We start from the raw sequence: 26,010 nt of genomic DNA, 5'->3' as shown, positions 1-26,010 counted from the left end.
ATTCAAAAATTAAAAGTCCAAAATCAAAAATCTAAAATCTTTTAGGCTGAGATCATACCCAATGAACCTAGAACAGGTAATGCTGTTTAGGGAATCGAATGTTAAAAATATGTGCTGCCTTTAGCTTATCATATTTTAGACATTCATAAAATAATCATTTACTAACAAAGAATAATAACCTCTTTTTATTCGTATAAATTTATTTATCGAATGAAACTTTTATTCAACAACCTGTCATTCAAAACAAGGCAGAATTCTCAAATTTTTTTACTTTTTTTATTGGTCTCTTTTTCTACTTATTCACAAGAAAAACAACAAGATTCTACAAAGTTGGAAACCTTGGACGAAGTATTGGTTAAAGCCGTACGTGTTAACGCTACATCGCCCATTACACATTCTAATGTAACCAAGGAACAGCTGCAAGAACGGAATCTCGGGCAAGATTTACCCATTTTATTAAATTATTTACCTTCGGTAGTAACGACTTCAGACGCAGGAGCTGGTTTGGGTTATACAGGTATTCGTGTGCGTGGAATAAATGCACAGTCTACCAACGTAACCATTAATGGAATCCCTTATAATGATAGCGAATCTTTAGGGACTTTTTGGGTGAATTTAGGCGACTTTGCATCTTCTGTAGAAAGCCTGCAACTTCAACGTGGTGTGGGAACATCAACCAATGGATCTGGTGCTTTTGGAGCAAGTGTTAACGTGCTAACTGATGCTGTTTCGCAAGAAGCTTTTGGTGAAATAGCCAATAGTTTTGGAAGTTTTAATACGTGGAAACATACTGTAAAATTTAGTACAGGCTTGCTCAATGACCGTATAGAAATTGCAGGACGTTTATCGCAAATTAAATCCGATGGATATGTAGATAGAGCCTCTGCGGATATAAAGTCCTATTTTCTTCAAGCTACTTATATCGACGATAATACCATGATAAAAGCCATTACTTTTAGTGGAAAGGAAAAAACCTATCAGTCGTGGAATGGTATCGAAGATCCTTATATTCTAGAGCATGATAGAACCTTTAATTCTGCAGGAATGTATACGGATGAGAATGGAAATATTCAGTTTTACGACAATGAAATTGATAATTACCAACAAGATCATTATCAGTTTCATTGGAATGAACGTATCAACAACAAATGGTCCACCAATTTAGCTTTAAATTATACCCAAGGAAAAGGCTATTTTGAGCAATATAAGGAAGATCAGAAATTTTCAAATTATGGGTTTGAAGATGTAGAAATTGGCACAGAAACTATTACTAGAACAGATTTGATAAGACGTAGATGGCTGGACAATCAATTTTATGTTTTTAATGCGAATGCCAACTATAAAAATGCTCAGTTAGATGTCATTTTTGGAACTTCTTTAAGTTCGTATTCCGGAGATCATTTTGGTGAAATTATCTGGGCACAATACGCGAGCAATATGATGATAAGAGATCGTTACTACGACGGAAATGGTAAGAAAATAGATTTGAGTGCATTTGCAAAAGCTCAATACAGATTAAATGATCAGTTTAGTTTATACCTAGACTTGCAATCGCGATATGTTAATTATAAAACAACTGGAACCAATTCCGATGTGGCACCATTTATTGTAGATAAACATTTTAATTTCTTTAATCCAAAAGCAGGAATTACATATAGCTTAAACGATAATAATAATGTTTATTTCTCCTATGCCAGAGCGAATAGAGAGCCAAATAGAGACGATTTTGAAAGCAATCCTGATGTTAAGCCAGAGCAGTTAAACGATTTTGAATTGGGTTGGAGACATAAGTCTGATGCTTTTATCCTAAACACCAATTTATACTATATGTTATATAATGAGCAATTGGTGTTGACTGGAGCTATAAACGATAGCGGAAATCCTTTAAGAGATAACTCAGGAGAAAGCTATCGATTGGGATTGGAGGTTGATGCTGTTTTTAAATTGTCGGATAAATTTAGCATCCAACCAAATGTGGCATTAAGCACGAATAAAACGAAAGAAACAGTGGTTCCTTTAAATGGTGAACTGGTAGATCTTGGCTCCACAAACATTTCGTTTTCTCCAAACATTGTAGCCGGAAATGCTTTTGTGTTTAGACCGATGCAAGGTTTGCAAATGTCTTTATTAAGCAAGTTTGTAGGCGAGCAATACATGGGAAACACAGATACGGAAGCCTCTAAGCTTGATAGTTATTTTGTAAACGATTTTAATGTGATGTACGAAATTAAAACCAAATCTATTTTTAAAGCTATTGTAATCTCAGGCTTGGTAAATAATCTTTTTGGAGAGAAGTATAGTTCAAATGGGTTTTATTACACCTACGATGACGATTGGTCCGATCCGAATCAAATAACAACTATTGAAGGTGCTGGATATTATCCACAAGCAACTACTAACTTTTTATTGGGAGTAACCTTGAAGTTCTAATAGATTTTTGGAGAATTTGTAAAATGGAAAGGACATCCTTCAATTCCCTACAAGAACTTATAAAAACAAAACCGCCCGATTTTAAAATCGGGCGGTTTGTTATTAAACTACTTTAATAATATAGGTGTTTTTCTTTCCTTTATTAAGAATGATATATTTATTATTGATTAAGTCTTCGGAAGTTAATTGATAATTTTCGTCCACTTTTTCCTTGTTTACAGAAACAGCATTTTCTTTTAAAGCTCTCCTAGCTTCACTATTCGATGCTAAAAAGTTGGTTTTTGCAGCCAAAGCAGCAATCATATCCAAGCCGTCGTTGATGTCTGCTTTAGAAATTTCAGCTTGTGGCACACCTTCAAAAAGATCTAAAAAAGTAACTTCATCCAAGGTTTTAATGTCTTCTTTAAACGAGTCGCTAAAAAGAATGTTCGAAGCTTTTTCAGCATTTTCAAAATCTGTTTTAGAATGAACAAAGGTGGTTACTTCTTCTGCCAATCGTTTTTGAAGCAAACGCACATGTGGCATTTGTTTATGTTCTTCAATTAAAGCTTCAATAGTTTCTTTATCTAAAAAAGTAAATATTTTTATATACTTTTCAGCATCTTCATCGCTGGTATTTAGCCAAAACTGGTAAAATTTGTATACCGAGGTTTTATCGGTGTCTAGCCAAATATTTCCGCCTTCACTTTTTCCAAATTTAGAGCCATCTGCTTTGGTAATTAATGGACAAGTCATGGCAAAGGCCTTGGCTTCTTCACCCACATTCATTCGTCTTACCAATTCGGTTCCGGTAGTTATATTTCCCCATTGATCGCTACCTCCCATTTGTAACAGGCAATTGTAGTTTTTGTGTAAGTAGTAAAAATCGTAACCTTGAATCAGTTGATAAGTAAATTCAGTAAAAGACATACCCACACTGCCTTCTTCCCCAGAAAAACGCTTTTTAACAGAGTCTTTGGACATCATGTAGTTTACCGTAATTCGTTTTCCAACATCTCTAGCAAAATCGATGAATGAGAAATCCTTCATCCAATCGTAATTATTCACTAAAACAGGTGCGTTTTTAGCTTTAGAATCGAAGTTTAAAAAACGGGAAAGTACACGTTTAATACCTTCCACATTTTTATTTAAGGATTCTTCATTTAACAAGTTTCGCTCATCGCTTTTTCCAGATGGATCTCCAATCATTCCTGTAGCACCACCCACCAAAGCCATAGGTTTGTGACCTGCTTTTTCTAGATGAACCAATAAAATAATAGGCACCAAACTACCAATATGTAGAGAATCTGAAGTTGGATCGAAACCAATATATGCTGTCGTACTTTCCTTACTTAATTGTTCTTCGGTTCCCGGCATGATGTCGTGAACCATTCCTCTCCAGCGTAGATCTTCAACAAATTTATTGGTCATTATTTCTAGGTTTTAATTTTAAGTGGTAAAGATAAAAATCAATGAATAATTATAGCCTCTTTAAGGAATAATTCTTTACTTTAGTTTTATGATATTAGTTACTGGAGGCACGGGTTTGGTTGGATCGCACTTATTGTACGAATTAACACTGAAAAATGAATCTGTAAAGGCTATTTATAGAAATGAAGAAAAACTAGCTGTAGTAAAAAAAGTATTTTCGTATTACAGTGAAAATTCTGATGAATATTTCAACAAAATTGAATGGATTCAAGCTGACTTATTGGATATTCCATTGTTAACGGAAGCCTTTAAAAACGTGAGCCATGTGTACCATTGTGCTGCTTTTGTGTCTTTTGAACCCGATAAATACCACGAATTACGAAAAATTAATATTGAAGGAACTGCCAATATTGTTAACTTTTGTATTGCCAATAAAATTGAAAAACTTTGTTATGTAAGCTCTATTTCAACTCTAGGGAAAACTCCAAATAACACAGAAATAGATGAAAATACCCTTTGGAATCCGGATGCAGATAACAGCCTGTATGGCATTACAAAGTATGGTGCTGAAATGGAGGTCTGGAGAGGCACCCAGGAAGGTTTAGATGCTGTAATAGTCAATCCCGGAGTTATTATTGGACCAGGAATTTGGAAGTATGGTACAGGAAATATTTTTAAACGGGTTTATAAAGGTTTATCCTATTATACAGAAGGTACAACTGGATATGTAGATGTTTTTGATGTGGTTAATTGTATGATGAAGCTCATGGAAAGTTCTGTAAAAAATGAGCGTTTTGTTTTGGTGGCAGAGAATTGGTCGTATAAGGATTTTTTGACTGAGATTGCAACGGCTTTACAGGTAAAAGAACCAACTAAAAAAGCAACCCCTTTTCTTTTAAACATCGCTTGGAGATTAGATTGGCTAAATCATAAATTGAATGGAAAAAGACGAAGTTTAAGTAAGCAAATGGCAAACACGTTGGTTACCAATTCTTTTTATAATAGCAATAAAATTACAAGTCATTTAAATTATCAGTTTAAACCTCTCAACCAAAGTATAAAAGCCGTATCTAAACTGTTTTTAAAAGAACAGGGAGTTTAATTGTTGGACTTTTCGTTAAGAAATATCGTTTCTGAAATTTCTTTTTTTGGAAGCTTGGATTTTTTTATGGAATCTGCTTTTCTCTCTTCTGTTTTTTCTTTCTCTACAAGAATATTGTACTTGGTTTTAAGCTTTTTTAAACTGTCGTTAACTTTCTTAATAATGTCTTCATACTCTTTTAGATTATAAGTATAATACATATTGCTCGACATAAACTGAACACTATCTATTTGATACTTTTTATAAATATATTGATCTGGAACAAGTCCATTATTTTCCATAATGGTTTTGTTAACGCCTTTAGCCGAGTTCACTAAAGACACATCCAATAAAATATTTACCATTTTATCTTTAGATATTAAATCCTTTGGCTTTTTTGGTTTTCCCGGATTAGAGCAAGAGATTATTAAAGTAACTAATGTTAATGCAAATATGATTTTTTTCATTTTGTAAACCTTTATCTGTTAAACGTTAGTCTTCTTCCTTGTTTGGAGGCACTGACTTTTGAATTTTCATAGACCAATTCTCCATTTAAGATGGTATGTGTTACTCTAGATTTAAAGCTTGTTCCTTCAAAAGGAGACCAACCACATTTGTACAATATATTTTGTTTGTTTACGGTCCAAGGTTGGTTTAGATTAACAATAACAAGATCTGCAAAATAACCTTCTTTAATAAATCCGCGCTTTTCAATTTGAAATAATATGGCTGGATTATGACACATTTTTTCCACTATTTTTTCTAATGAAATTTTACCTTTATGGTGCGCCTCCAAAATGGCAACCAAAGCATGTTGTACTAATGGGCCGCCCGAAGGTGCTTTAGTATAAACTTGGTTTTTTTCCTCAAAAGTATGAGGAGCGTGGTCTGTAGCAAGTACATCTATTCTGCCATCTAATAACGCTTTCCAAAGCGCCTCTCTGTCCTTGGTTGATTTAACGGCTGGATTCCACTTAATTAAAGTGCCTTTGGTTTCGTAATCTTCTTCGCTAAACCACAAATGATGTACACAAACTTCAGCTGTAATTTTTTTATCTTTTAGAGGAATTTTCTTGGAGAAAAGTTTTGTTTCCAGTGCGGTCGACACATGAAAAACATGCAATCTAGCTCCTGTTTTCTTGGCTAATTCAATAGCTTTCGATGACGAAATATAACAAGCTTTATCACTTCTAATATGAGGGTGAAGCTTCATTGGAATATCGTCTCCATATTCTTTCTTATAAATCTCCAAATTTGCTTGGATGGTTGCTTCATCTTCACAATGCACAGAAATAATCATGTCTGTACTGGAAAATATTTTTTCCAAAACCACTGGATTATCCACCAACATATTTCCTGTTGATGAACCTAGAAACAATTTTAAACCCGCTACTTCTTTAGGGTTTACTTTTAATATTTCTTCCAGATTGTCGTTGGTGCCACCAAACATAAACGAATAGTTGGCATACGAGGTTTCTGAAGCAATTTTAAACTTCTCGTCCAGGGCTTCTATAGTGGTTGTTTGCGGATTGGTATTTGGCATTTCTATATAGGAAGTAATACCTCCCGCAATGGCCGCTTTCGATTCGGTTTCAATGGTTGCTTTTTGGGTTAGGCCTGGTTCTCTAAAATGTACTTGATCGTCGATAACTCCTGGAATTACATAGTTTCCTTCGGCATCAATTATCTTTACATCAGAAGATTTGGCACTAATGGAATTGGAGATTTCCTTTATTATATCGTTTTCAACAAGAATATCTCCTTCAAAAATCTGTCCTTCATTAACTATTCTTGCATTCTTAATCAGTATAGTTTTCATATTTATTTCGGATTGAAAATACTTTTTAACTTCATTTTAATAACTCCAAAAATTGCTTCGGAAATAATACTGCCACTCATTTTAGATTTTCCTTTGCGCCTATCGGTGAAAATCACAGGCACTTCTACAATTTGAAACTTTTTTAAATAGGCCTTAAACTTCATTTCTATTTGAAAGGCATAGCCAATAAACTCAATCTTATCCAGGTTAATGGTTTCTAAAACCTGTCTTTTGTAACATACAAAACCTGCTGTGGTATCTTCAATTTTCATTCGGGTTATAAATCTCACATATTTTGAAGCAAAATACGAAAGCAAGATTCGGCTCATAGGCCAATTAACCACATTAACTCCTTTTATATACCTAGAACCAATGGCTACATCTGCTTGATCTATATGGCAAGCGTTATAAAGTTTGATTAAATCGCTTGGATCATGCGAAAAATCGGCGTCCATTTCAAAAATATATTTATAATCCTTTTTTAAACACCATTTGAATCCAGCAATATAAGCGGTTCCTAATCCTGTTTTCTTTTCTCTCTCTAAAAGGAATAGTCTATCTTTAAATTCTAGTTTTAATTCCTTTACTTTTAGGGCAGTTAAATCAGGTGAATTATCGTCTACTACCAAGATGTTAAATGGCTTGTTTTGAGAGAATACGGCTTTTATAATCGCTTCTATATTCTCGATTTCATTATAGGTTGGAATAATGACAATGGCGTCGCTCATTAAATAGTATATAATTTCAACAAATGTAAACTATTTAAAAGAGATAGGTTTTTAAATATTTCTTAAAAACTTGAAATAAGTATGAATTTTTATAATAATTTTACCAAATGTTACGTCCTGCTTTCTCATACGATTTTTTCACTATAATAATTATAGTGAGCCTTGTATTTGTAGCTATTACCAAATTGTTATTTGAGAAGAGGTTCAATCATTTTGTGACTATTTTAATTAATTCAAGTTACTTAAAGATCTATTCTAAGGACCAACGATTTATAGATTTATTTGACAGTCTATTATTTGTTAATTTGCTTTTCTCGACCGCAATTTTCAGTTTTATTAGTTATTCTGTTCTCTTTGAACCTCTGGAAATTACAACTCCTTTTATTTTAAAGCTTTGTTTTGTGATTGGAGCATTCATTCTAATTAAAGTGCTGCTAGAAAGGGTTTTAGGAAGTCTCTTTAGTATAGATAATTTAATAGACAGGTATTTGTTTCAAAAAACCAGCTACAAAAATTTCTTGGGACTTATGTTAATTCCTGTTAATGTTATTTTATTGTATGGGATTAATCCAAATAAATCCATTATAATAACCGCTATTACCTTGTTATTGCTTATAAACATTATAGGTTTACTTACTTCGTACAAGTCGAATCTTAATTTAATTAAAAGAGATTTTTTCTATTTTATTTTATATCTTTGCGCACTTGAAATTGGGCCTTATGTGATTTTATATAAGGTTCTTATAGAAACCAAAGTTTAATACATACTAGCCTATGAAAGTGAAAACAATTTTAGTGTCTCAACCAGAACCTAAAATCGAAAATTCGCCTTACTTTGATCTTCAGGAAAAGCAAAAAGTTAAAATAGACTTTAGACCTTTTATTCATGTGGAAGGAGTTGATGCAAAGGATATAAGAATTCAGAAAGTCGATTTAAAAAATTACTCAGCCATAGTTTTAACCAGTAGGAATGCCGTGGATCATTTTTTTAGAGTTGCAGACGAAATGCGCTTTAAAGTGCCGGATACCATGAAGTATTTTTGCCAGTCGGAAGCTGTAGCTTACTACCTTCAAAAGTATGTGGTTTATAGAAAACGTAAAATATATGTTGGAAAACGTAATTTTGCCGAACTATCTCCTTTAATAAAGAAATATAAGGATGAAACTTTTTTATTGCCAACAACCGACAAGTTGAAATCTGAGGTTCCAGAAATTTTAAATGAATTAGGCATCGATTGGAAAATGGCCGTGTTTTACAAAACCGTAATTAGCGATTTATCTGATCTAGCTGATGTGTATTACGATATTTTAGTGTTTTTTAGTCCTTCTGGAATTGATTCTTTATTTCATAATTTTCCAGATTTCAAACAAAATAAAACGCGTATTGCTGTATTTGGAAATACAACCGTTAAGGCTGCTGAAGATAGAGGCTTAAGAGTCGATATTGCAGCTCCATCTCCAGATACACCTTCTATGACTATGGCTCTGGAAAAGTATATTAATGAAGCTAACAAAAAGAAATAACTTGTTATAAGTTTACAAAAAAAAGAGCAATTCTTAGAATTGCTCTTTTTTTTGTAAACTTAATTTTAGAACTACTTAACAATTAGTTTTTTAGTATCAACCCCATATTCCGATACAAATCTGGCTAAATAAATTCCTGTTGCTAGCCCAGAAACATCCATTAAATTTTCTCTTTGGTCCAAGTTTTTAGCTAAAATAAGCTTTCCAGTCATACTGTATACGTTTACAATCGCGTGATTGGCTTTAGTCGTAATATGCAATAGGCCATTTACAGGATTTGGATACATGTTAAATGTTACTTTATTCAGCTCTTCTATTGCCAACGACGGGCAATACGATTCAGGGATCTCTGGCAGGGTAGCACATTCAGCCTCATTTGAAGCAGGTAGTGTTATATCGTCAAAAATCCAATAGGCATGGTCCCATAAGTGAGGGTCAGAGGAGTCGTCAACATACAAGCACTTTAAACAGGGCGTGTAATCACCAACGTAGAAAACCATATTTGCACAGTTTCCATTTCGTAAATCTATAAAGGTAAGAGGATTGGTTTTAACATCAATATGATCTATAACTACATTTTGGGTTAAATCTAAACTAGCAATTTGATTGCCTCGAACATTTAAATTTTTCAGTGCTATATTAGTAGTTACATCTAAATAGAGTAGGTTGCAAAAAGTAAATTTCAATTTAGTAATATTAGCTAAGCCAGTCACGTTCACTGACGTCAAATTAGAACACCCCGTACCATCAACAATTTCTAACGAAGCACAACTAGTTAGATCAACACCGCTCATTCCTGTATTATAACTAAAGTTAAGTCCTGATATACTTGTGAAGGCTTCAATACCTGTTAAATCAGTTATTCCCTTGTTTATAACATTTAAGTTTCCAGTAAGATTATTAGCAACTGAAGTTAAAATCTGCCCATCTATTGGACCTGTATCAATTCCAAAATTTATTAAGGCTAGTTCGAAGTTCGCGTCTGGTACTGCGGTATATTGTGCATGTGCCAAGGAGTTAAAGGCAATACAAATTACCAGTAAGTACATAGTTTTTTTCATAATATTGGATCTTATATGTGTTTATATATTAATTAATATTTCTATATATAAATTTACTGTATTATGAAATCACAACAAAAAATATACTTTGTTATGTAGCAGACAATTGTACACTTTTATCCGTTTTTTATAAATGAAAAGATCCTTGTAAGGTTTTTTTGTAAATTAAATTACTGTTCTTTAGGTAGGTGTTCAGGAATTTATCAGGAATAAGATGCCACACTCCTTAAGATTTTTAAGCCTTAAACTTTTTCAGATTAAATCTACCTTAGATAACCAAATTGTTTACTGCTGTTTTGACCGTCCTTTTTAAAACTAGAACTGTATATGAAAAAGATGCTATATTCATTGGATAGCATCTTTTTTCAACTTGACTATAATGATAAACTTATTGAATAATTAATTTTTTAGTGTCCACTTGATTGTTGGAGGCAAATCTAGTTAGGTAAATGCCCGATGCCAGATTGGAGACATTTATAATGTTTTCTCCTTGGGCTAAGGTTTTGGATAGAACCATTTTCCCAGTAATATTATAGATGTTGATCGAAGAGTTGTTTGTTTTAGAAGATATATATAAATAATCATTTGTTGGGTTTGGATACATGTTATACGATAGGTTTTTAACCTCGGCGACGGAAATTGTTAAACAGACTCCTAGATCTTCGCAAAAACAACTATTGCTAGCAATAATCCATGAGGATATAACAGGAGTATTAATATCGTCGATAAGTATACATTCTAATCCGGGATTAAAATCGGAATTGAACCCAGGTATCGCAGGGTCAGTTCCCACGGGAATAACGTTGGCATTGTTTCCATTGCGCATATCCAAAAATGTTAGATGATTTGTTTTAACATCAACAAATGTTAATGCGGAATTTTGACTTAAGTCTAAACTAGAAATATAGTTATTTCTAATAATTAAAGTTTCTAGAGCAGCATTGGAGGACACATCTAAAGAAGTTAGGGCACTGTTTCTAAAATTAATTTCCGTTAAATTTATTAGATCTGAAACGTTTATTGAGGTCAAACCTGAACAGCCAATTCCCCTTACTACTTGTAAAGCGGTACAATTAGATAAATCTAAACTTGTAATCCCCGTATTCCAACTAATAATAAGCCCAGGAATATTTGTAAAGGCTTCAATGCCTGTTAAATCAGTAATTCCCTTATTGCTAATATTCAAGGTTACAGAATGTGCGTTAGCGGCAGCTGTTAATACTTGTCCATCTAAAATGGGATTGGTGTCAATTCCTGCATTTATTAACTGTTGTTCAAAATTAGTGTCTGGGACGGCCGTATATTGAGCGTAGCTAAAAGAGTAAATGGCAAAACAAAGAGCCATTAAATAAGTGGTTTTTTTCATTGTAATAATTGATATCTATTAATGAGATAAAATAAACATAATTATAGGTCAGCACCAAAAAAAAAGTCAGCTATATAGCTGACTTTCATGTAGTATGTCTAAATGTCTTATTTTACATTTGGAGCTCCTGCCATAATCTCATCGTTGGCAAATTCTTCAAATTTCTTAAAGTTTTCTCTAAAGGATTCCGATAACTTATAGGCTGCTTTATAATAGCCTTCATCGTTGTTCCAAGTTAATCTAGAGCTTAATACGTCGTCTGGAACTCCAGGACATGATTTAGGTTGTTTTAAACCAAAAACCGAGTGTGTTCTGTATGTTTCAGGAGTAACTTCGTCTAAATCGCCATTAAGAGCTGCAGCAATCATTGCTCTGGTGTATTTCAATTTAATTCTATTTCCAACACCATAAGGACCACCTGTCCATCCTGTGTTTATTAACCAGACGTTAACTCCGGTTTCCTTCATTTTGGCACTTAGCATTTCGGCGTATTTGGTTGGATGCAAAGGCATGAAAGGCGCTCCAAAACAAGCTGAAAAACTTGGTAAAGGCTCGTCTATTCCTGCTTCTGTTCCCGCTACTTTAGCTGTATAACCAGAAATAAAATGATAAGCGGCTTGTCCGGGCGTTAATTTTGAAATTGGAGGCAGAACTCCAAAAGCATCGGCTGTTAGGAAGAAAATGTTTTTAGGGTTTTCTCCTATAGAAGGCACTTGTATGTTATTGATATGATCTATTGGATAACTTACACGGGTGTTTTGGGTGATAGAAATATCGTCAAACTGAACGTTACCCTCTTTATCCATGATAACATTTTCCAGGATGGCTCCAGCTTTTATCGCATTGTAAATATCTGGTTCGTTCTCTTGAGATAAATTAATTACCTTTGCATAACAGCCTCCTTCAAAATTAAATACCTTATTATCTTCTGTCCAACCATGCTCGTCGTCACCAATTAATTTTCGAGATGGATCTGCAGAAAGTGTTGTTTTTCCTGTTCCCGAAAGACCAAAGAAAATGGCCGTATCGCCTTTTTCACCTACATTTGCACTACAGTGCATAGGTAAAGTGTTTTTGTTTACAGGCATGATGAAGTTTAAAGCAGAGAAAATCCCTTTTTTAATTTCTCCAGTATAACCTGTTCCACCAATTAGTACTATTTTTCTAGTAAAATCCAAAACAGCAAAATTATGTTGTCTGGTACCATCTAATTGCGGATCTGCCATAAATCCAGGTGCATTTATTAAGGTCCATTCTGGCTTATAGTTTTTTAATTCGTCTTCGGTAGGACGTAAAAACATGTTATAAGCAAACATGTTGCTCCATGGAGTTTCTGTAATAACACGAATGTTTAATTTGTGATTCTCGTCGGCACAAGCAAAGCTATCTCTAACAAAAACTTCTTTTTCAGATAAATAGGCAGTTACCCTGTCGTATAATTTCTGAAATTTATCCGATTCGAAAGGAATATTAATGTTTCCCCACCAAACCTTATCTTCAGTGATACTATCTTTTACTATAAAACGGTCTTTTGGCGACCTGCCTGTAAATTCCCCAGTATTTACAGCTAATGCTCCTGAAGATGCTTCTACACCTTGTCCTTTAGCTATTGTGCTGTCGTGAAGTTGTTTAGGAGTTAATTGATATTGTACTTTCGCATTTTTAATTCCATACGCTTCTAGAGAAATCGTATTGGATGCTTGGGTATGATCTACCATAATTATATTGTGTTGTTTAAAGTGCAAAATTATAATTTTATTTTGAAGTAAGCGCCTATTTTACAAATTATCAGCCTTGACTTTTAAAAAGCTTATTAACAATACCGTCCAAGATATAATTAACAACAATCCTCCAATGGGTGTTATAAAACCGATACTTTTAAAGTTAAAACTAGTAAGTTCGTTAGTTGCCAAGCCATAGATGGATCCAGAAAAAAACAAAAGACCAATTAGGACTAAATAAAAGATGCTTTTTTTAGATTTCTGACCGACATATGTGGAACTGCCTACAAATAACAATAAAATGGCATGGTACATTTGATATCTAACGCCAGTTTCAAAGGTTTGTTGTGCTTCTAAGGATATCAACTCTTTTAATCCATGAGCAGCAAAAGCACCTAAAATGATGCTCAAAATTCCTAAAAGAGCTGCTGTAATCAATATCTTTTTGTTCATAGAAAATAAGGTTATGGGTTTTAAAAACCCGCAGTATTTGTTACATTCGTAGCTGCAAAAATACTCAACTTATCTCATTATGCGAAAGATTTTAATTATTGGTGCAGGAAAATCTGCATCTTACCTTATAAAATACCTATTAAACAAATCAGAAGAAGAGAACTTACTTATTATTGTTGGTGATATCAATTTTCCAAATGCTAAAAAACTCATTGGAGATCATGAAAATGCCCAAGCAATCATTCTGGATGTTTTTAACAAACAATCTCGGGAGCAAGCCATTCAAAATGCGGACATTGTAGTTTCTATGTTGCCGGCAAGATTTCATATAGAAGTTGCCAAAGACTGTATTCGTTTTAATAAAAACATGGTTACAGCCTCTTATGTGAGTGACGAGATGCAAAATCTTGACAGAGCTGCTAAAGAAAAAGGCCTGATTTTTATGAATGAAATAGGGGTGGATCCAGGCGTAGACCATATGAGTGCCATGCACTTAATTGATAAAGTTAGGGATAAAGGAGGTGATATCATTTTATTCGAATCTTTTACCGGCGGATTAGTTGCTCCAGAAAGCGACAATAATTTATGGAACTATAAATTTACCTGGAACCCAAGAAACGTTGTGGTTGCAGGACAAGGTGGCGCTGCAAAATTCTTACAAGAAGGCACTTATAAATACATTCCTTATAACCGATTATTTAGAAGAACTGAGTTTTTAGACGTGGAGGGTTATGGCCGTTTTGAAGGCTATGCCAACAGAGATTCTTTAAAATACCAATCTGCTTACGGATTGGATCATGTAAAAACCCTTTATCGTGGTACGATACGGCGTGTAGGTTTTTCAAGAGCTTGGAACATGTTTGTACAATTAGGCATGACCGATGATAGCTATACTATTGACGATAGTGAAAACATGAGCTATCGCGATTTTGTTAATGCTTTTCTAGCTTACAGTCCTACAGATTCTGTGGAGCTTAAATTTAGACATGCCTTAAAAATTGATCAGGACGATATTGTTTGGGATAAACTGATGGAATTAGACCTGTTTAGCAGTAAAAAAATGGTTGAACTTAAAAGAGCAACTCCTGCACAAGTTCTTCAAAAAATATTAGAGGACAGCTGGACCCTGCAAGACCATGAAAAAGACATGATTGTGATGTATCATAAATTAGGTTACGAATTGGATGGCAAAAAATATCAAATAGATTCTACGATGGTTACTGTTGGCGAAGATAAAGTGTATACAGCCATGTCTAAAACAGTCGGCCTTCCAGTAGCCATTGCTACTTTAGCTATTTTAAATGAAAAAATAGTAACACCAGGAGTGCAAATTCCTATTACCAAAGAAGTTTACGAACCTATTTTGAAAGAATTGGAATCTTACGACATTGTTTTTACTGAAACCAAAGTTCCTTATTTAGGATATAATCCTTTAAATTTATAAGTTGAAAGTTGTCAATCAAAATATTGAAATAGACGGAATCGATAAAGCCATCCTTCGCGCTTTAATGAACGATGCCAGAACCCCTATTCTGGAAATTGCCAGACAGGTTGGAATATCTGGTGCTGCCATTCATCAGCGTTTGAGGAAGCTTGAAAAATCTGGAATTATTTCTGGTTCTAAATTTGTTATCAACCCCAAGGTATTAGGGTATACAACCATGGCTTTTATTGGTATTTATTTAGATAAGGCCATGAGCAATCCAGAAGCCGTAAAACAACTTAAAAAGATTCCTGAAGTTTTAGAATGTCATTACACAACAGGAAACTGGAGCATTTTTATTAAAATACTTTGTAAAGACAACGAGCATTTAATGCAATTATTAAATAAGGACATCCAATCTATTGAAGGTGTTTCTAGAACGGAAACCTTTATTTCTTTAAATCAGCAAATAGATAGACAGATTGAAATCTAAAAACAAATAATACATATTAAAACGATAATTAAACTTATTTCACGCATATATATTACATAAATCTCGTATTTATGTGAATGCATAAAACAAACCCAAATCAACTTATATAACACAAATGTATTTTTTTAAACAATACACTTGTGTTTCACACGTAACCTAACTCTTAAAATATGAAAAACTTACACTTTATTGCACTCTTTTTATTAGCTATTAGTACCCTGTCATGTAATAGTGACGACGATTCTGGCAGCGACAATTCTCCAGCACAAGAAGCAGCATTCCAAGCCGAAATTAATGGAGGCACTTATTCGAACTATGCTTTTATAGTAGGAATTTATAATATTACGAAAGGAACAAATGGCAATACTTTAAGCATCGATATTGCAGATAGTCATGGCGAATTGGTCACTTTATTTTTAAATGGAACTGGTGGTTTTGGTAGTGGTACTGTTAAGGAGATGGGAAATATAGATTCGGATAACTTTACTAATTATATTTTGATTAGACAGAAACAACCATCAATTTCTTATTATTCTTCAAGTGGTCAGGTTACAATTACTAATAATAGAGAACACCCAGAAAAACCTGGGCATCGTTTAATTTCAGGTAATTTTAGCATGACTGCCGCATCTGTAGATGGCAACCATACCACATCCATGTCGGGATCCTTTACAGAATTGGAATATCAAGATTAACTTTACAAAGACATCTCTATAATACGTAACCTATAGAAATCGAAGTCATTTAAATAAATTACTTGTAAAAGCTTCTGAAAACTCAGAAGCTTTTTGCTTTTCGTTACGGCTCTACCCAATTAGAATAGGTGTTTCAAATAAATAGATGTCGATATAAAGTCGGCATATAATCGATATATAGACGGTATAATCACGACTTAGCTATTGGGAAGGAATAGATTTAACAAGAAGCTGAGAGGTGATAAACACGCATAAAAAAACCTTCAACGTCAAGATGCTGAAGGTTTTTTCTATTTTGAAAAGCTTATTAATCTCTAGACATAAAAATACTCAAGACATACCAGAACAATAGCATTAACGAAGCAAACAAGCCCAAAGCGGCTGGAATATAATCTTCTGTACTATATTTATTTACCAAATTAGAGGTTTGATACAAAATAGAACCCCCAGCCAATAAACACATACCTACAGAAAACCACAGTCCTAAATTAAAACCAAATAGGGTTCCTGCTATAATTAAACCAATCGCAATAAAAAAGCCAATGGTCAATCCTGTTCTTAAAAATGAAAAGTCTTTTTTAGTGACAAAAACGACGGCCGATAACCCGGTAAACAAAGCTAAGGTTACAATGGCTGCTTGATTTAAAATCTCTGGACCAGAATCCATATAATAAGCCGCAATATAAATTAAAGGCACAAAAATAAAAGCTTCGGCTAATATGTATAGGCCAAAGGCTAGATATTGTTTGTTTTTATCGGGCGATTTCATCGTCATTTTTTCAGCATAATTGGTAATAAACATAAAACCTCCTAACATGATGAGCCATCTATAACCTTCTGTCATCGAAAGCGCAAAACTCACAATGGTTTCACTTTGAAGCAATAGATATTCAAATAAAATAAATATCAAAACGCCTCCTGCCACATGCGCGTAGGTGTTTTTGTAAAAAGCAACCCTGTCCGTTTCAGAAAGTGTACTCAATAGAACTCTGGTTTCAGTGGGTGGTAATGGGTTTTGGGAATGATTCTCCATAAATCGTGTTTTTAGTTTGTTAAATGTAATAAAAAAAATAAACCGAACACTTCATAAAAAGTATTCGGTTTAAAAATAGGTATTTTAAAACTTAGTCCCTGCTGCCGCCGAACACTTGTAGAGCCCAATATAATAAGGAAGCTAAAGCGCCAATGGCTGCTACTAAATAAGTTCTTGCTGCCCATTTTAAGGCATCTTCCGATCCTTTATATTCTTCAGGAGTTACTATGTTTTTTGCTTTTAACCAAGCTAAAGCTCTATTGCTGGCATCGTATTCTACAGGAAGTGTAATAAAGCTGAAAATAGTGGCCATTCCCATAAAAATAACCCCCAAAACAGCTACGTACCAACCTAAACCGATACCTGCAGCTCCACCTAAAATCAAGCCCCCAATAATTAGCCATTGAGACATGCCAGAAGTTACGCTTACCATAGGCACCAACGTGGAACGCATGGTTAACCAACTATAAGCTTGGGCATGTTGCACAGCGTGACCACATTCGTGGGCTGCCACTGCTGCCGAAGCCGCATTTCTTTGACTATAAACAGACTCACTTAAGTTAACCGTTTTGTTTTTTGGATTGTAATGATCCGTAAGTTGTCCAGGAGTTGAAATAACTTCCACATCATAAATGCCGTTATCCGAAAGCATTTTCTCAGCAATTTCTTTGCCGCTCATGCCATTTCTTAATTGTACTTTAGAATAGAAGGCGAATTTCTTTTTCAATTTATTGCTCACTAACCAACTTACAAGCGCGATGGCTCCAATTAATATATAATATCCAATCATTTTTATTCTGTTTTTAAAAGATAAAGTTATATGACATATTGCAAATAGTACGCCAAATGTATGTTAAGAAATTTTGTCATAGATAAAATGTCATTGTTTAATTTATTAACCAATTAGCCATTTAAGATGCATGATTACTATCAAGTAATATCAGGTTTTCTGACTAACTTTTTTGTGATGAACCATCTCTAGATTATGACCTGTCATTTTTTATGATGGGATTCCTGCGTTCGCAGGAATTCTACCCAACAATATTCACAATCTTTCCAGGAACTATAATCACTTTTTTAGGTTCACGACCTTGTAATTGTTCTTTGGTTTTTTCGTGGGACATAACCATTTTTTCAATATCCTCTTTACTCATATCCATTGGTATTTCTAAAGTAAAACGCATTTTACCGTTGAAAGAAATGGGATAGTTTTTAGAGCTTTCTACCAAATGACTCGCATCAAAAACTGGAAAAGTAGCTGTTGATATAGACTTATTATTTCCTAATTGATGCCATAATTCCTCTGCAATATGTGGTGCATAAGGCGACAATAAAATCAATAAAGGTTCTAGTACTTCTTTACTGGTACATTTTTGAGCAGTTAATTCATTCACTGCAATCATAAAGGTAGAAACTGAGGTATTAAAAGAAAAACTCTCAATGTCTTCTTCTACTTTTTTTATGGTTTTATGAAGTGTTTTGAAAGCCTCCCCTAAGTCTTCCGAAGGAGAGGAATTAGCAACGTAAAAACTGCCGTTTTCACCTTGATGGTATAATTTCCATAATTTTTTAAGAAAGCCATGTACACCCGATATTCCAGCGGTATTCCATGGTTTGTATTGTTCTAATGGTCCAAGAAACATTTCGTAGAGACGTAAACTGTCTGCGCCATATTGCTCACAAATACTATCCGGATTAACCACGTTGTATTTGGATTTTGACATTTTTTCGACTTCGCGACCTACTTTATATACATCGTTTTCTCCTTCAATTATCTTTCCGTTCTCTCCTATAAAAATGGCGTCTTTATAATCTTCTCCAAATTCTCCATCGGTCTTTAAACCATCTATGTCTAATTCATCAGATGCATTAACATATTCCACTTTTACATGAATTGGCAAGGGTACAACTATTACATTCTCTAATTTATCTGCATTTGGTAATCCTGCTATTTTAGCAAGTTTGCCTTTTAGCTCTATCAGGTATTCTTTATTCGAAGCTAAATCTCCTTTAGAGATGAATTCTGAATGAGAAATATAGATGTTTTTTAATTTTTTAATTACTGGGCCCAATGTTTTTTCATCTTCTTTCGGATGGGCAAACATATAGCTCAAGCGATAAACAAAAGCGCTCGTTCCCAAAATCATCCCTTGGTTTATCAACTTTTTAAAAGGTTCTCCAACATGAACAAAGCCTCTATCTTTCATGAATTTTACCCAAAAACGCGAGTATAATAAATGTCCTGTAGCGTGTTCACTTCCTCCAATATATAAATCGACATTCTCCCAATATTTAAGTGCTTCTTCACTTGCAAATTCTTGGTCATTATTGGCGTCCATATATCTAAAGAAATACCAAGAACTTCCGGCCCAACCTGGCATGGTATTGAGTTCTAAAGGAAATACAGTGGTATTGTTTATCTTCGTGTTAGCAACCACAGCATTGGTTTCTGTACACCAGGCCCAAACATCTGCTCGTCCTAAAGGTGGCTCACCAGTTTCGGTTGGTAAATATTTTTCTACGTCTGGTAAACGAATAGGCAGATGTGCTTTATCAATCATTTGTGGCATACCATTTACGTAATAGACTGGAAATGGTTCTCCCCAATAACGCTGTCTGGAAAACACCGCATCACGCAATCTGTAATTGGTCTTGCCTTCGCCTTGCCCTAAGTTTTCTAATTCAAAAATAGCACGTTTGGTGGCTTCTTTATAAGTCATGCCATTTAGGAAGTCTGAATTGGCAATCACCGTATTTTCTTTGTCTGAAAAAGCTTCTTTAGAAATATCTACGCCTTCAAAAATATTGGGAATAGGAATATTAAAATGTTTGGCAAAGTCGTAATCACGTTGATCACCACAAGGCACAGACATGACAGCTCCAGTTCCGTAACCAGCTAATACGTAATCGCCAATCCAAATTGGAATAGGTTCTTTACTAAACAGATGTTCGGCATAAGCCCCTGTAAATACACCCGAAATGGTTTTTACATCGGCCATTCTATCGCGTTCGCTACGTTTTGCAGTGGCTTGGATATAAGCTTCTACTTCGGCTTTTTGTTCTGGAGTGGTTATTTTAGAAACTAAATCGTGTTCAGGCGCCAAGGTCATAAATGAAACCCCAAAAATGGTATCAGGTCTCGTTGTAAACACTTCAATGATTTCGTCGTGATTATTTACTTGAAAAGATACGGAAGCACCTACCGATTTACCAATCCAATTTCTCTGACTTTCTTTTAAAGAATCCGTCCAATCAATGGTATCTAAACCTTGCAACAATCTTTCAGCATAGGCTGAAATTCGCATAGACCATTGAGTCATTTTTTTTCTAATTACCGAATGACCGCCACGTTCTGAAACGCCATTGACAATTTCGTCGTTGGCCAAAACAGTTCCTAAAGCTGGACACCAATTGACTTCAGTTTTTGCTAAATAGGTTAATCTATATTTTAAAAGAATTTCCTGTTGTTGTTCTGAAGAAAAACCGTTCCAAGCTTCAGCTGTGAAGGCTTCAATATGATCATCGCAAACGGCGTTTACGTGGGCGTTTCCTTCCGAAGAAAACTTAGAGATTAAGGTGTTAATATGTTCTGCTTTATTAGAATCGGTGTTATACCAAGACTCGAATAATTGAATGAATATCCATTGGGTCCATTTGTAATAATTAGGATCGGAGGTTCGTACTTCGCGGCTCCAATCGAAAGAAAAACCAATTTGATCTAATTGTCTTCTATAGGTTTTGATGTTCTCTTCGGTAGTAAGCGCAGGATGTTGTCCTGTTTGAATGGCATACTGTTCTGCTGGCAATCCAAAACTATCATATCCTTGCGGATGCAACACATTAAAACCTTTATGACGTTTGTAGCGCGCATAAATATCGGAAGCAATATAGCCTAGTGGATGCCCAACATGCAAGCCTGCTCCACTTGGATAAGGGAACATATCTAGTACGTAGTATTTAGGTTTGTCGCTATTGTTTTCGGCATGAAACGTTTTGTTTTCTGCCCAATATTTTTGCCACTTGGCTTCAATGTCGTTGAAATGGTAATTCATATTCAGTTTTTTACGTCATTTTTTGTTCGCAAAGCCTTAAATACGCAAAGAAATAGATTTAAAATTGCTTTGCGACTTAGCGTCTTTGCGAGAATAATTGGATAGACGCCTAATTTAATGCGCAAATTTAAACTTATTATAAGAATATTGAAAGTTTAAACGTTTTAAACCACAAGAGAATAGAATTCTTTTATATTTTTACATCATTAACAAAACATCTATGAGTTCATCTTTTGAAAATTATCAAAAACGCAGATTGATATCCTCTTATTTTTCGGTGGTATTAAGCATTGCTTTAGTCTTGTTTTTATTGGGTTTGCTTGGCTTGTTGATTTTGAATGCCAAAAAAGTGTCCGATCATTTTAAAGAACAAGTGGTCGTTACCATTTATCTAAAAGAACTTGCTAAAGACGTGGAGATTAAACAGCTTGAAAAAAGCTTGGCGCTTTCAGAATATGTAAAATCTACCGAGTTTGTATCCAAAGAACAGGCTGCAGAATCTATGAAGGCGGAAAACGGAGAGGATTTTATGGACTTTCTTGGGTATAATCCCTTACAAAATTCCATTGATGTGCATTTAAAAGCCGATTTTGTTACTTCGGAACATTTAGAAACCATTAAAGAAGAAGCGCTTTCTAAAAATTTCGTGGATGAAGTTAGATATGATAACGACTTGGTGACTTTAATGAACAATAACGTAAAGAAAATTAGTTTTTGGGTCCTGGTATTAAGCGGTGTTTTTACCCTAATTGCTGTGCTGCTAATTAATAGTTCCATCAGATTGTCTGTTTACTCCAAGCGTTTCACGATTAAAACCATGCAAATGGTGGGGGCAACAAAACAATTTATTAGACGACCTTTTGTGTGGAAAAGTGTGCGTTTAGGAATTGTTGGAGCCTTTGTAGCCTTAGTTGGTGTAGCCATTGTGCTCTATTATTTAAATGAAACATTCCCGGAATTAAACTTATTGCAAAGTCCCGTTTTAATTGGTGTTTTGTTTGTTGGAATCTTTTTATTGGGCATTGTTATTACTTGGATCAGTACGTTTATTGCTACACAACGTTTCTTGAATTTAAAAACAGATCAACTTTATTATTAATTCAAAATTCAAGGATTAAAGTTTCGAATGGGAACGAAGTATCAACCATTTTTAGAAACTGTTAACGTTAAAGTTTAAATAAAACTGTTACTTTGCAGCTTCTAATTTTATGGAGTTAAATTAAAAATCATGGGAGAAAAAAAACGTAAGGAACACGTAGGAAATACCTTTGTCTTCGGAAAGAAAAACTATAAATTCATGCTTATTGGACTTGCGTTTATAGCTGTTGGTTTTATTTTAATGTCCGGTGGAGGAAGTGACGACCCAAATGTTTTTAGCCCAGATATCTTTAGTTTTAGACGCATTAGGTTGGCTCCAACTTTGGTCCTTATTGGTTTTGGAATTCAAGTCTATGCTATTTTATTGAAATCCAAGAAAGACGAAAATTCAAAACAATAATTTCAAAGACTTACTATATCTCATCAAATTCTTTTAAAAATAGAGTTTGCTACCTAACTATCGACTTTTTTATACATGGATTTATTAGACGCTATTATTCTCGCAATTATTGAAGGAATTACCGAGTATTTACCAGTATCTTCAACAGGACACATGATAATTGCCTCGTCGTTTATGGATATTGCAAGCGAACCTTTCACCAAACTTTTTACCATAGTCATTCAACTAGGCGCCATTTTAGCCGTTGTGGTTTTATATTGGAAACGCTTTTTTCAAAGTCTCGATTTTTACTTCAAATTATTAGTGGCCTTTATTCCAGCAGTTATTCTTGGTCTGTTATTAAATGATGTGATTGACGATCTTTTGGAAAGTCCGTTAACAGTTGCCATTTCTTTAATTATTGGAGGTTTTATCTTGTTAAAAGTGGACGATTGGTTTGCTTCAAATGAAATAGAAGATAAAGAAAATCCTACGGCTCATACAGAAATTAGTTATGCCACAGCCTTAAAAATTGGATTTTTTCAGTGTTTGGCCATGATTCCTGGAACTTCTAGAAGTGGGGCATCCATTGTGGGAGGGATGACTCAAAAATTAAACAGAAAAACAGCTGCGGAGTTTTCATTTTTCCTAGCAGTGCCTACCATGTTTGGCGCTACTGCAAAAAAACTATACGATTATTACCAAGCTGGATTTGAATTAAATAGCGACCAGATTAATTATTTAATTCTTGGAAACGTGATTGCTTTTGTGGTTTCTTTAATTGCAATTAAATCGTTTATAGATTATTTAAGTAAAAAAGGATTTAAGATTTTTGGCTATTATAGAATTGTGTTAGGTGTCGCCTTATTTGTTATCCATTACTTTATTTATAGCCTAACAACCATTTAAATGCACACAGCCGAAGACTATCTTTCCGGACAAGTTTTATTAATAGACAAACCCTTAAATTGGACATCCTTTCAGGCAGTGAATAAGCTTCGTTGGGAAATACGTCACGCCTTCAACATTAAAAAAATTAAAGTTGGTCATGCAGGTACTTTAGATCCACTTGCTACAGGATTATTAATTATTTGTACGGGAAAAATGACCAAGCAAATAGATACCTTTCAAGGACAAGACAAAGAATATACAGGAACGCTTGTTTTAGGAAGCACGACGCCTTCATTCGATTTGGAGACCGAGATAAACGAAACGTTTCCCACAGCACATATTACAGAAAAAAACATTCACGAAGCTACCCAGCAATTTATTGGCGAGATTGACCAATATCCTCCAGTTTTTTCAGCCATTAAAAAAGATGGAAAACGCTTATATGAATTTGCTAGAGCAGGGGAGGATGTTGAAATAAAATCAAGAAAGATTTCTATTTCAGAGTTTGAAATTACAGGTATTGATAAAAACGAAGTTCATTTTAGAGTGGTTTGTAGTAAAGGCACGTATATACGTTCTTTAGCAAACGATTTTGGGAAGGTATTGAACTCTGGCTCTCATTTATCAGCTCTAAGACGTACAAAGATTGGCAATTTTCATGTAGATAATGCCTGGAGTCCAGAAGCTTTTATCGAAAGCCTAACAACCAAATAATGCTATTTTTCGTATATTAGTCACATGAGGTATAAGCACTTAATTCCAACAATAGATTTGTCTCATATCATAGACAAAATATTGAACATAACAGACAAGCAAAAGGCGCTTTTAATTACTTGCTTGTTTGCTGGAACTGTTGTGCTTACCTTATTCAGTTTTCATATTAAAAAACAAAATGAATTAATATCGGAAAGCTATTATTTATTAGAACCCGAAGAGCCAAAAACTCCTGAAGAACTTGAAGCCGAAAAATTGGCCGAGACTGAAGCTGTTGAAAAACAAACTTCTGAAACTAATAAAGCTTATAACGAAACCCAGGATTATAAGACCTTCGCACAAGCCTATCAGCCTATAGCGCCGCCACAAGATTATGTGCCAACTCCTTCAGAGAATCTTTCGGAAAACGAAACTTCTGAGCCTAGTTCTGCAAATGCTTCCTCAGAAATTGATGAGGATGTGATGTCTTCTTACAGTAACGTAAACGAGATTTTAAACAGAAGCAAACCAAGCGCTAGCAGCCAATCTGTTAATAAAAAAAGTAGCATGCACTATTCCTTGGTTAACAGAACGCATGAATATTTGCCCACGCCTATTTACTTATGTGAAGAAGGTGGAAAAATAATTATCAATATCACGGTAAATGCTTCTGGTTTGGTTACAAATGCCATTGTAAATGCTGCCTCTTCAACTTCTAAAAATGAATGCTTAAAAGAGCATGCCTTAAACTATGCCAAAGATGCTAGATTTAGTACGGATGCTTCAAAACCTTCACAAATTGGTACGATTACCTTTTATTTTGAAGGGAAACAATAGAGAAAATCTTCAACAGCTTATTTTTTAGATAAAACGATAGAAGCACTTCGTGAAATTATTTTAGGTCTTACAAAATCATTGGTTTTCTAATTTCACCTGAGCTAAAACTATCTGAATAGACAGTCCAGACCACTCAAAACCCCACCTGAACGCATTCGGGCAGGGCAAAGTAATTTAAAAATCCTTTGGTAGGGCCTTCGGGGAATAATTTTGATTACACTGAAACCGTGAGCAGATTCATTAAATCGCTAATCACGCTTTGACCTTTGTCTTTATTATACCATTGTTGCAATTGCTCCTTAATCTCTGGAGTAACCTCTTTATGCTTCGCCATATAATCTGAAACTAATTTTGTGGCTTCCGCAGGTCTTGGACCAAACGAATGAATCACGTTTTTGGTGGCGTCGTCTATGATAATCAACTTAGGAATAGACTTTCCGCCATTGGTTAAAAACTTATTCATTAAAGCTTCGTTTTCATCACGAAGCACCACTCTAAAGTTGATGTTTTCGTTTAATTCCGCCATTTTATTAAATACAGGAATTACATGGGCAGCATCGCCACACCAGCTTTCAGAAAGCACCAACCACGTTTGTTTGGCGTCTAAATTGTTGAGGTCTTCTTTGGTGTTGTCTGATACCTTTAGGGTTTTATCCCAACGTCTCATACGTTGATCGTTTAACTTGGTATATTCTACCATGTCTGGGCTTTTATCACTTCCAGTGGTTGATTCGTTTTCCACCAACTGTGTCATTAATTCCCGGTATTCTTGGTAAGATAGGCTCTTAGCCAAACTATCTTTTATTATTTGATCCATAGTTTT

At 34.5% G+C, this 26,010-nt stretch carries 24 protein-coding genes; 12 read left to right on the top strand and 12 right to left on the bottom strand.

Features of this window, described 5'->3' with window-relative positions:
• Positions 1–210: 210 nt before the first annotated feature.
• A complete protein-coding gene (locus VKY47_RS08585; RefSeq protein ID WP_324312027.1) occupies positions 211–2,430 on the top strand; it encodes a TonB-dependent receptor in 2,220 nt (739 codons plus the stop codon).
• A gap of 102 nt (positions 2,431–2,532) precedes the next feature.
• Here VKY47_RS08585 and tyrS read toward each other — a convergent pair whose 3' ends face one another.
• Positions 2,533–3,840, bottom strand: a complete 1,308-nt coding sequence (gene tyrS / locus VKY47_RS08580) for a tyrosine--tRNA ligase (RefSeq protein ID WP_324312025.1) — start codon at positions 3,838–3,840, stop codon at positions 2,533–2,535.
• 88 nt (positions 3,841–3,928) lie between these two features.
• Between tyrS and VKY47_RS08575 the strand changes: the two genes are divergently transcribed.
• Positions 3,929–4,942, top strand: coding sequence for an NAD-dependent epimerase/dehydratase family protein (locus tag VKY47_RS08575; RefSeq protein ID WP_324312023.1), 1,014 nt, complete (start codon positions 3,929–3,931; stop codon positions 4,940–4,942).
• Here the strand turns inward: VKY47_RS08575 and VKY47_RS08570 are convergent.
• The 3 genes from VKY47_RS08570 to VKY47_RS08560 are packed head-to-tail and all read right to left on the bottom strand — an operon-like array spanning position 4,939 to position 7,468.
• A complete protein-coding gene (locus VKY47_RS08570) occupies positions 4,939–5,388 on the bottom strand; it encodes a DUF4296 domain-containing protein (protein WP_324312022.1) in 450 nt (149 codons plus the stop codon). The two genes, VKY47_RS08575 and VKY47_RS08570, sit on opposite strands and share 4 nt — an antisense overlap.
• A gap of 11 nt (positions 5,389–5,399) precedes the next feature.
• Positions 5,400–6,740 carry a dihydroorotase gene (locus tag VKY47_RS08565; protein WP_324312021.1) on the bottom strand — a complete coding sequence of 447 codons (1,341 nt, stop codon included), beginning with the start codon at positions 6,738–6,740 and terminating at the stop codon, positions 5,400–5,402.
• A gap of 2 nt (positions 6,741–6,742) precedes the next feature.
• Complete coding sequence (locus VKY47_RS08560) at positions 6,743–7,468, bottom strand: polyprenol monophosphomannose synthase (RefSeq protein WP_324312020.1); 726 nt, start codon at positions 7,466–7,468, stop codon at positions 6,743–6,745.
• A 107-nt stretch (positions 7,469–7,575) separates the two neighbouring features.
• Here VKY47_RS08560 and VKY47_RS08555 point away from each other — a divergent pair, with 107 nt between their 5' ends.
• Positions 7,576–8,229, top strand: a complete 654-nt coding sequence (locus tag VKY47_RS08555; protein ID WP_324312018.1) for a DUF4271 domain-containing protein — start codon at positions 7,576–7,578, stop codon at positions 8,227–8,229.
• A 13-nt stretch (positions 8,230–8,242) separates the two neighbouring features.
• The gene (locus tag VKY47_RS08550; RefSeq protein ID WP_324312017.1) at positions 8,243–8,992 is read left to right on the top strand and encodes a uroporphyrinogen-III synthase; all 750 of its coding nucleotides are present in this window, start codon (positions 8,243–8,245) and stop codon (positions 8,990–8,992) included.
• Positions 8,993–9,063: 71 nt separating this feature from the next.
• Here the strand turns inward: VKY47_RS08550 and VKY47_RS08545 are convergent, their stop codons facing one another.
• From VKY47_RS08545 to VKY47_RS08530, 4 genes are all read right to left on the bottom strand, one after another.
• The gene (locus VKY47_RS08545; protein WP_324312016.1) at positions 9,064–10,053 is read right to left on the bottom strand and encodes a T9SS type A sorting domain-containing protein; all 990 of its coding nucleotides are present in this window, start codon (positions 10,051–10,053) and stop codon (positions 9,064–9,066) included.
• A 388-nt stretch (positions 10,054–10,441) separates the two neighbouring features.
• Positions 10,442–11,419 (bottom strand): T9SS type A sorting domain-containing protein, encoded by a 978-nt coding sequence (locus tag VKY47_RS08540; RefSeq protein ID WP_324312014.1) that lies wholly within the window; start codon positions 11,417–11,419, stop codon positions 10,442–10,444.
• 107 nt (positions 11,420–11,526) lie between these two features.
• Positions 11,527–13,137: a phosphoenolpyruvate carboxykinase (ATP) gene (pckA, locus tag VKY47_RS08535; protein WP_324312012.1), complete on the bottom strand. Its 1,611-nt coding sequence runs from the start codon at positions 13,135–13,137 to the stop codon at positions 11,527–11,529.
• A 60-nt stretch (positions 13,138–13,197) separates the two neighbouring features.
• Positions 13,198–13,593 carry a DUF423 domain-containing protein gene (locus VKY47_RS08530; RefSeq protein ID WP_324312011.1) on the bottom strand — a complete coding sequence of 132 codons (396 nt, stop codon included), beginning with the start codon at positions 13,591–13,593 and terminating at the stop codon, positions 13,198–13,200.
• A 79-nt stretch (positions 13,594–13,672) separates the two neighbouring features.
• Between VKY47_RS08530 and VKY47_RS08525 the strand changes: the two genes are divergently transcribed.
• From VKY47_RS08525 to VKY47_RS08515, 3 genes are all read left to right on the top strand, one after another.
• Positions 13,673–15,037: a saccharopine dehydrogenase family protein gene (locus VKY47_RS08525; RefSeq protein ID WP_324312010.1), complete on the top strand. Its 1,365-nt coding sequence runs from the start codon at positions 13,673–13,675 to the stop codon at positions 15,035–15,037.
• 1 nt (position 15,038) lies between these two features.
• The gene (locus VKY47_RS08520) at positions 15,039–15,509 is read left to right on the top strand and encodes an Lrp/AsnC family transcriptional regulator (protein WP_324312009.1); all 471 of its coding nucleotides are present in this window, start codon (positions 15,039–15,041) and stop codon (positions 15,507–15,509) included.
• A 170-nt stretch (positions 15,510–15,679) separates the two neighbouring features.
• Positions 15,680–16,204, top strand: coding sequence for a hypothetical protein (locus VKY47_RS08515; RefSeq protein ID WP_324312008.1), 525 nt, complete (start codon positions 15,680–15,682; stop codon positions 16,202–16,204).
• A gap of 307 nt (positions 16,205–16,511) precedes the next feature.
• On the opposite strand, the gene VKY47_RS08510 is transcribed toward VKY47_RS08515, so the two are convergent.
• The 3 genes from VKY47_RS08510 to VKY47_RS08500 all read right to left on the bottom strand — a co-directional run bounded on the left by VKY47_RS08510 (position 16,512) and on the right by VKY47_RS08500 (position 21,289).
• The gene (locus VKY47_RS08510) at positions 16,512–17,237 is read right to left on the bottom strand and encodes a Bax inhibitor-1/YccA family protein (RefSeq protein WP_324312007.1); all 726 of its coding nucleotides are present in this window, start codon (positions 17,235–17,237) and stop codon (positions 16,512–16,514) included.
• 91 nt (positions 17,238–17,328) lie between these two features.
• The gene (locus VKY47_RS08505) at positions 17,329–18,027 is read right to left on the bottom strand and encodes a zinc metallopeptidase (RefSeq protein ID WP_324312006.1); all 699 of its coding nucleotides are present in this window, start codon (positions 18,025–18,027) and stop codon (positions 17,329–17,331) included.
• A gap of 241 nt (positions 18,028–18,268) precedes the next feature.
• Positions 18,269–21,289 (bottom strand): leucine--tRNA ligase, encoded by a 3,021-nt coding sequence (locus tag VKY47_RS08500; RefSeq protein WP_324312004.1) that lies wholly within the window; start codon positions 21,287–21,289, stop codon positions 18,269–18,271.
• A 220-nt stretch (positions 21,290–21,509) separates the two neighbouring features.
• Between VKY47_RS08500 and VKY47_RS08495 the strand changes: the two genes are divergently transcribed.
• The 5 genes from VKY47_RS08495 (at position 21,510) to VKY47_RS08475 (ending at position 25,187) form a co-directional block, all read left to right on the top strand.
• Positions 21,510–22,388: a cell division protein FtsX gene (locus VKY47_RS08495; protein WP_324312003.1), complete on the top strand. Its 879-nt coding sequence runs from the start codon at positions 21,510–21,512 to the stop codon at positions 22,386–22,388.
• A gap of 129 nt (positions 22,389–22,517) precedes the next feature.
• Positions 22,518–22,787: a DUF3098 domain-containing protein gene (locus tag VKY47_RS08490; protein WP_324312002.1), complete on the top strand. Its 270-nt coding sequence runs from the start codon at positions 22,518–22,520 to the stop codon at positions 22,785–22,787.
• A gap of 75 nt (positions 22,788–22,862) precedes the next feature.
• Entirely contained in the window at positions 22,863–23,675 is an 813-nt protein-coding gene (locus VKY47_RS08485) for an undecaprenyl-diphosphate phosphatase (RefSeq protein WP_324312000.1), read from the top strand.
• Complete coding sequence (gene truB, locus VKY47_RS08480; protein ID WP_324311998.1) at positions 23,676–24,371, top strand: tRNA pseudouridine(55) synthase TruB; 696 nt, start codon at positions 23,676–23,678, stop codon at positions 24,369–24,371.
• A gap of 24 nt (positions 24,372–24,395) precedes the next feature.
• Positions 24,396–25,187 (top strand): hypothetical protein, encoded by a 792-nt coding sequence (locus VKY47_RS08475; protein WP_324311997.1) that lies wholly within the window; start codon positions 24,396–24,398, stop codon positions 25,185–25,187.
• 214 nt (positions 25,188–25,401) lie between these two features.
• Here VKY47_RS08475 and VKY47_RS08470 read toward each other — a convergent pair whose 3' ends face one another.
• Complete coding sequence (locus tag VKY47_RS08470) at positions 25,402–26,004, bottom strand: thioredoxin family protein (RefSeq protein WP_324311995.1); 603 nt, start codon at positions 26,002–26,004, stop codon at positions 25,402–25,404.
• Positions 26,005–26,010: the final 6 nt, after the last annotated feature.

Source organism: Xanthomarina sp. (assembly GCF_035306705.1).
GTDB lineage: Bacteria > Bacteroidota > Bacteroidia > Flavobacteriales > Flavobacteriaceae > Xanthomarina.
This window is presented reverse-complemented; position numbering and strand designations above follow the sequence as displayed.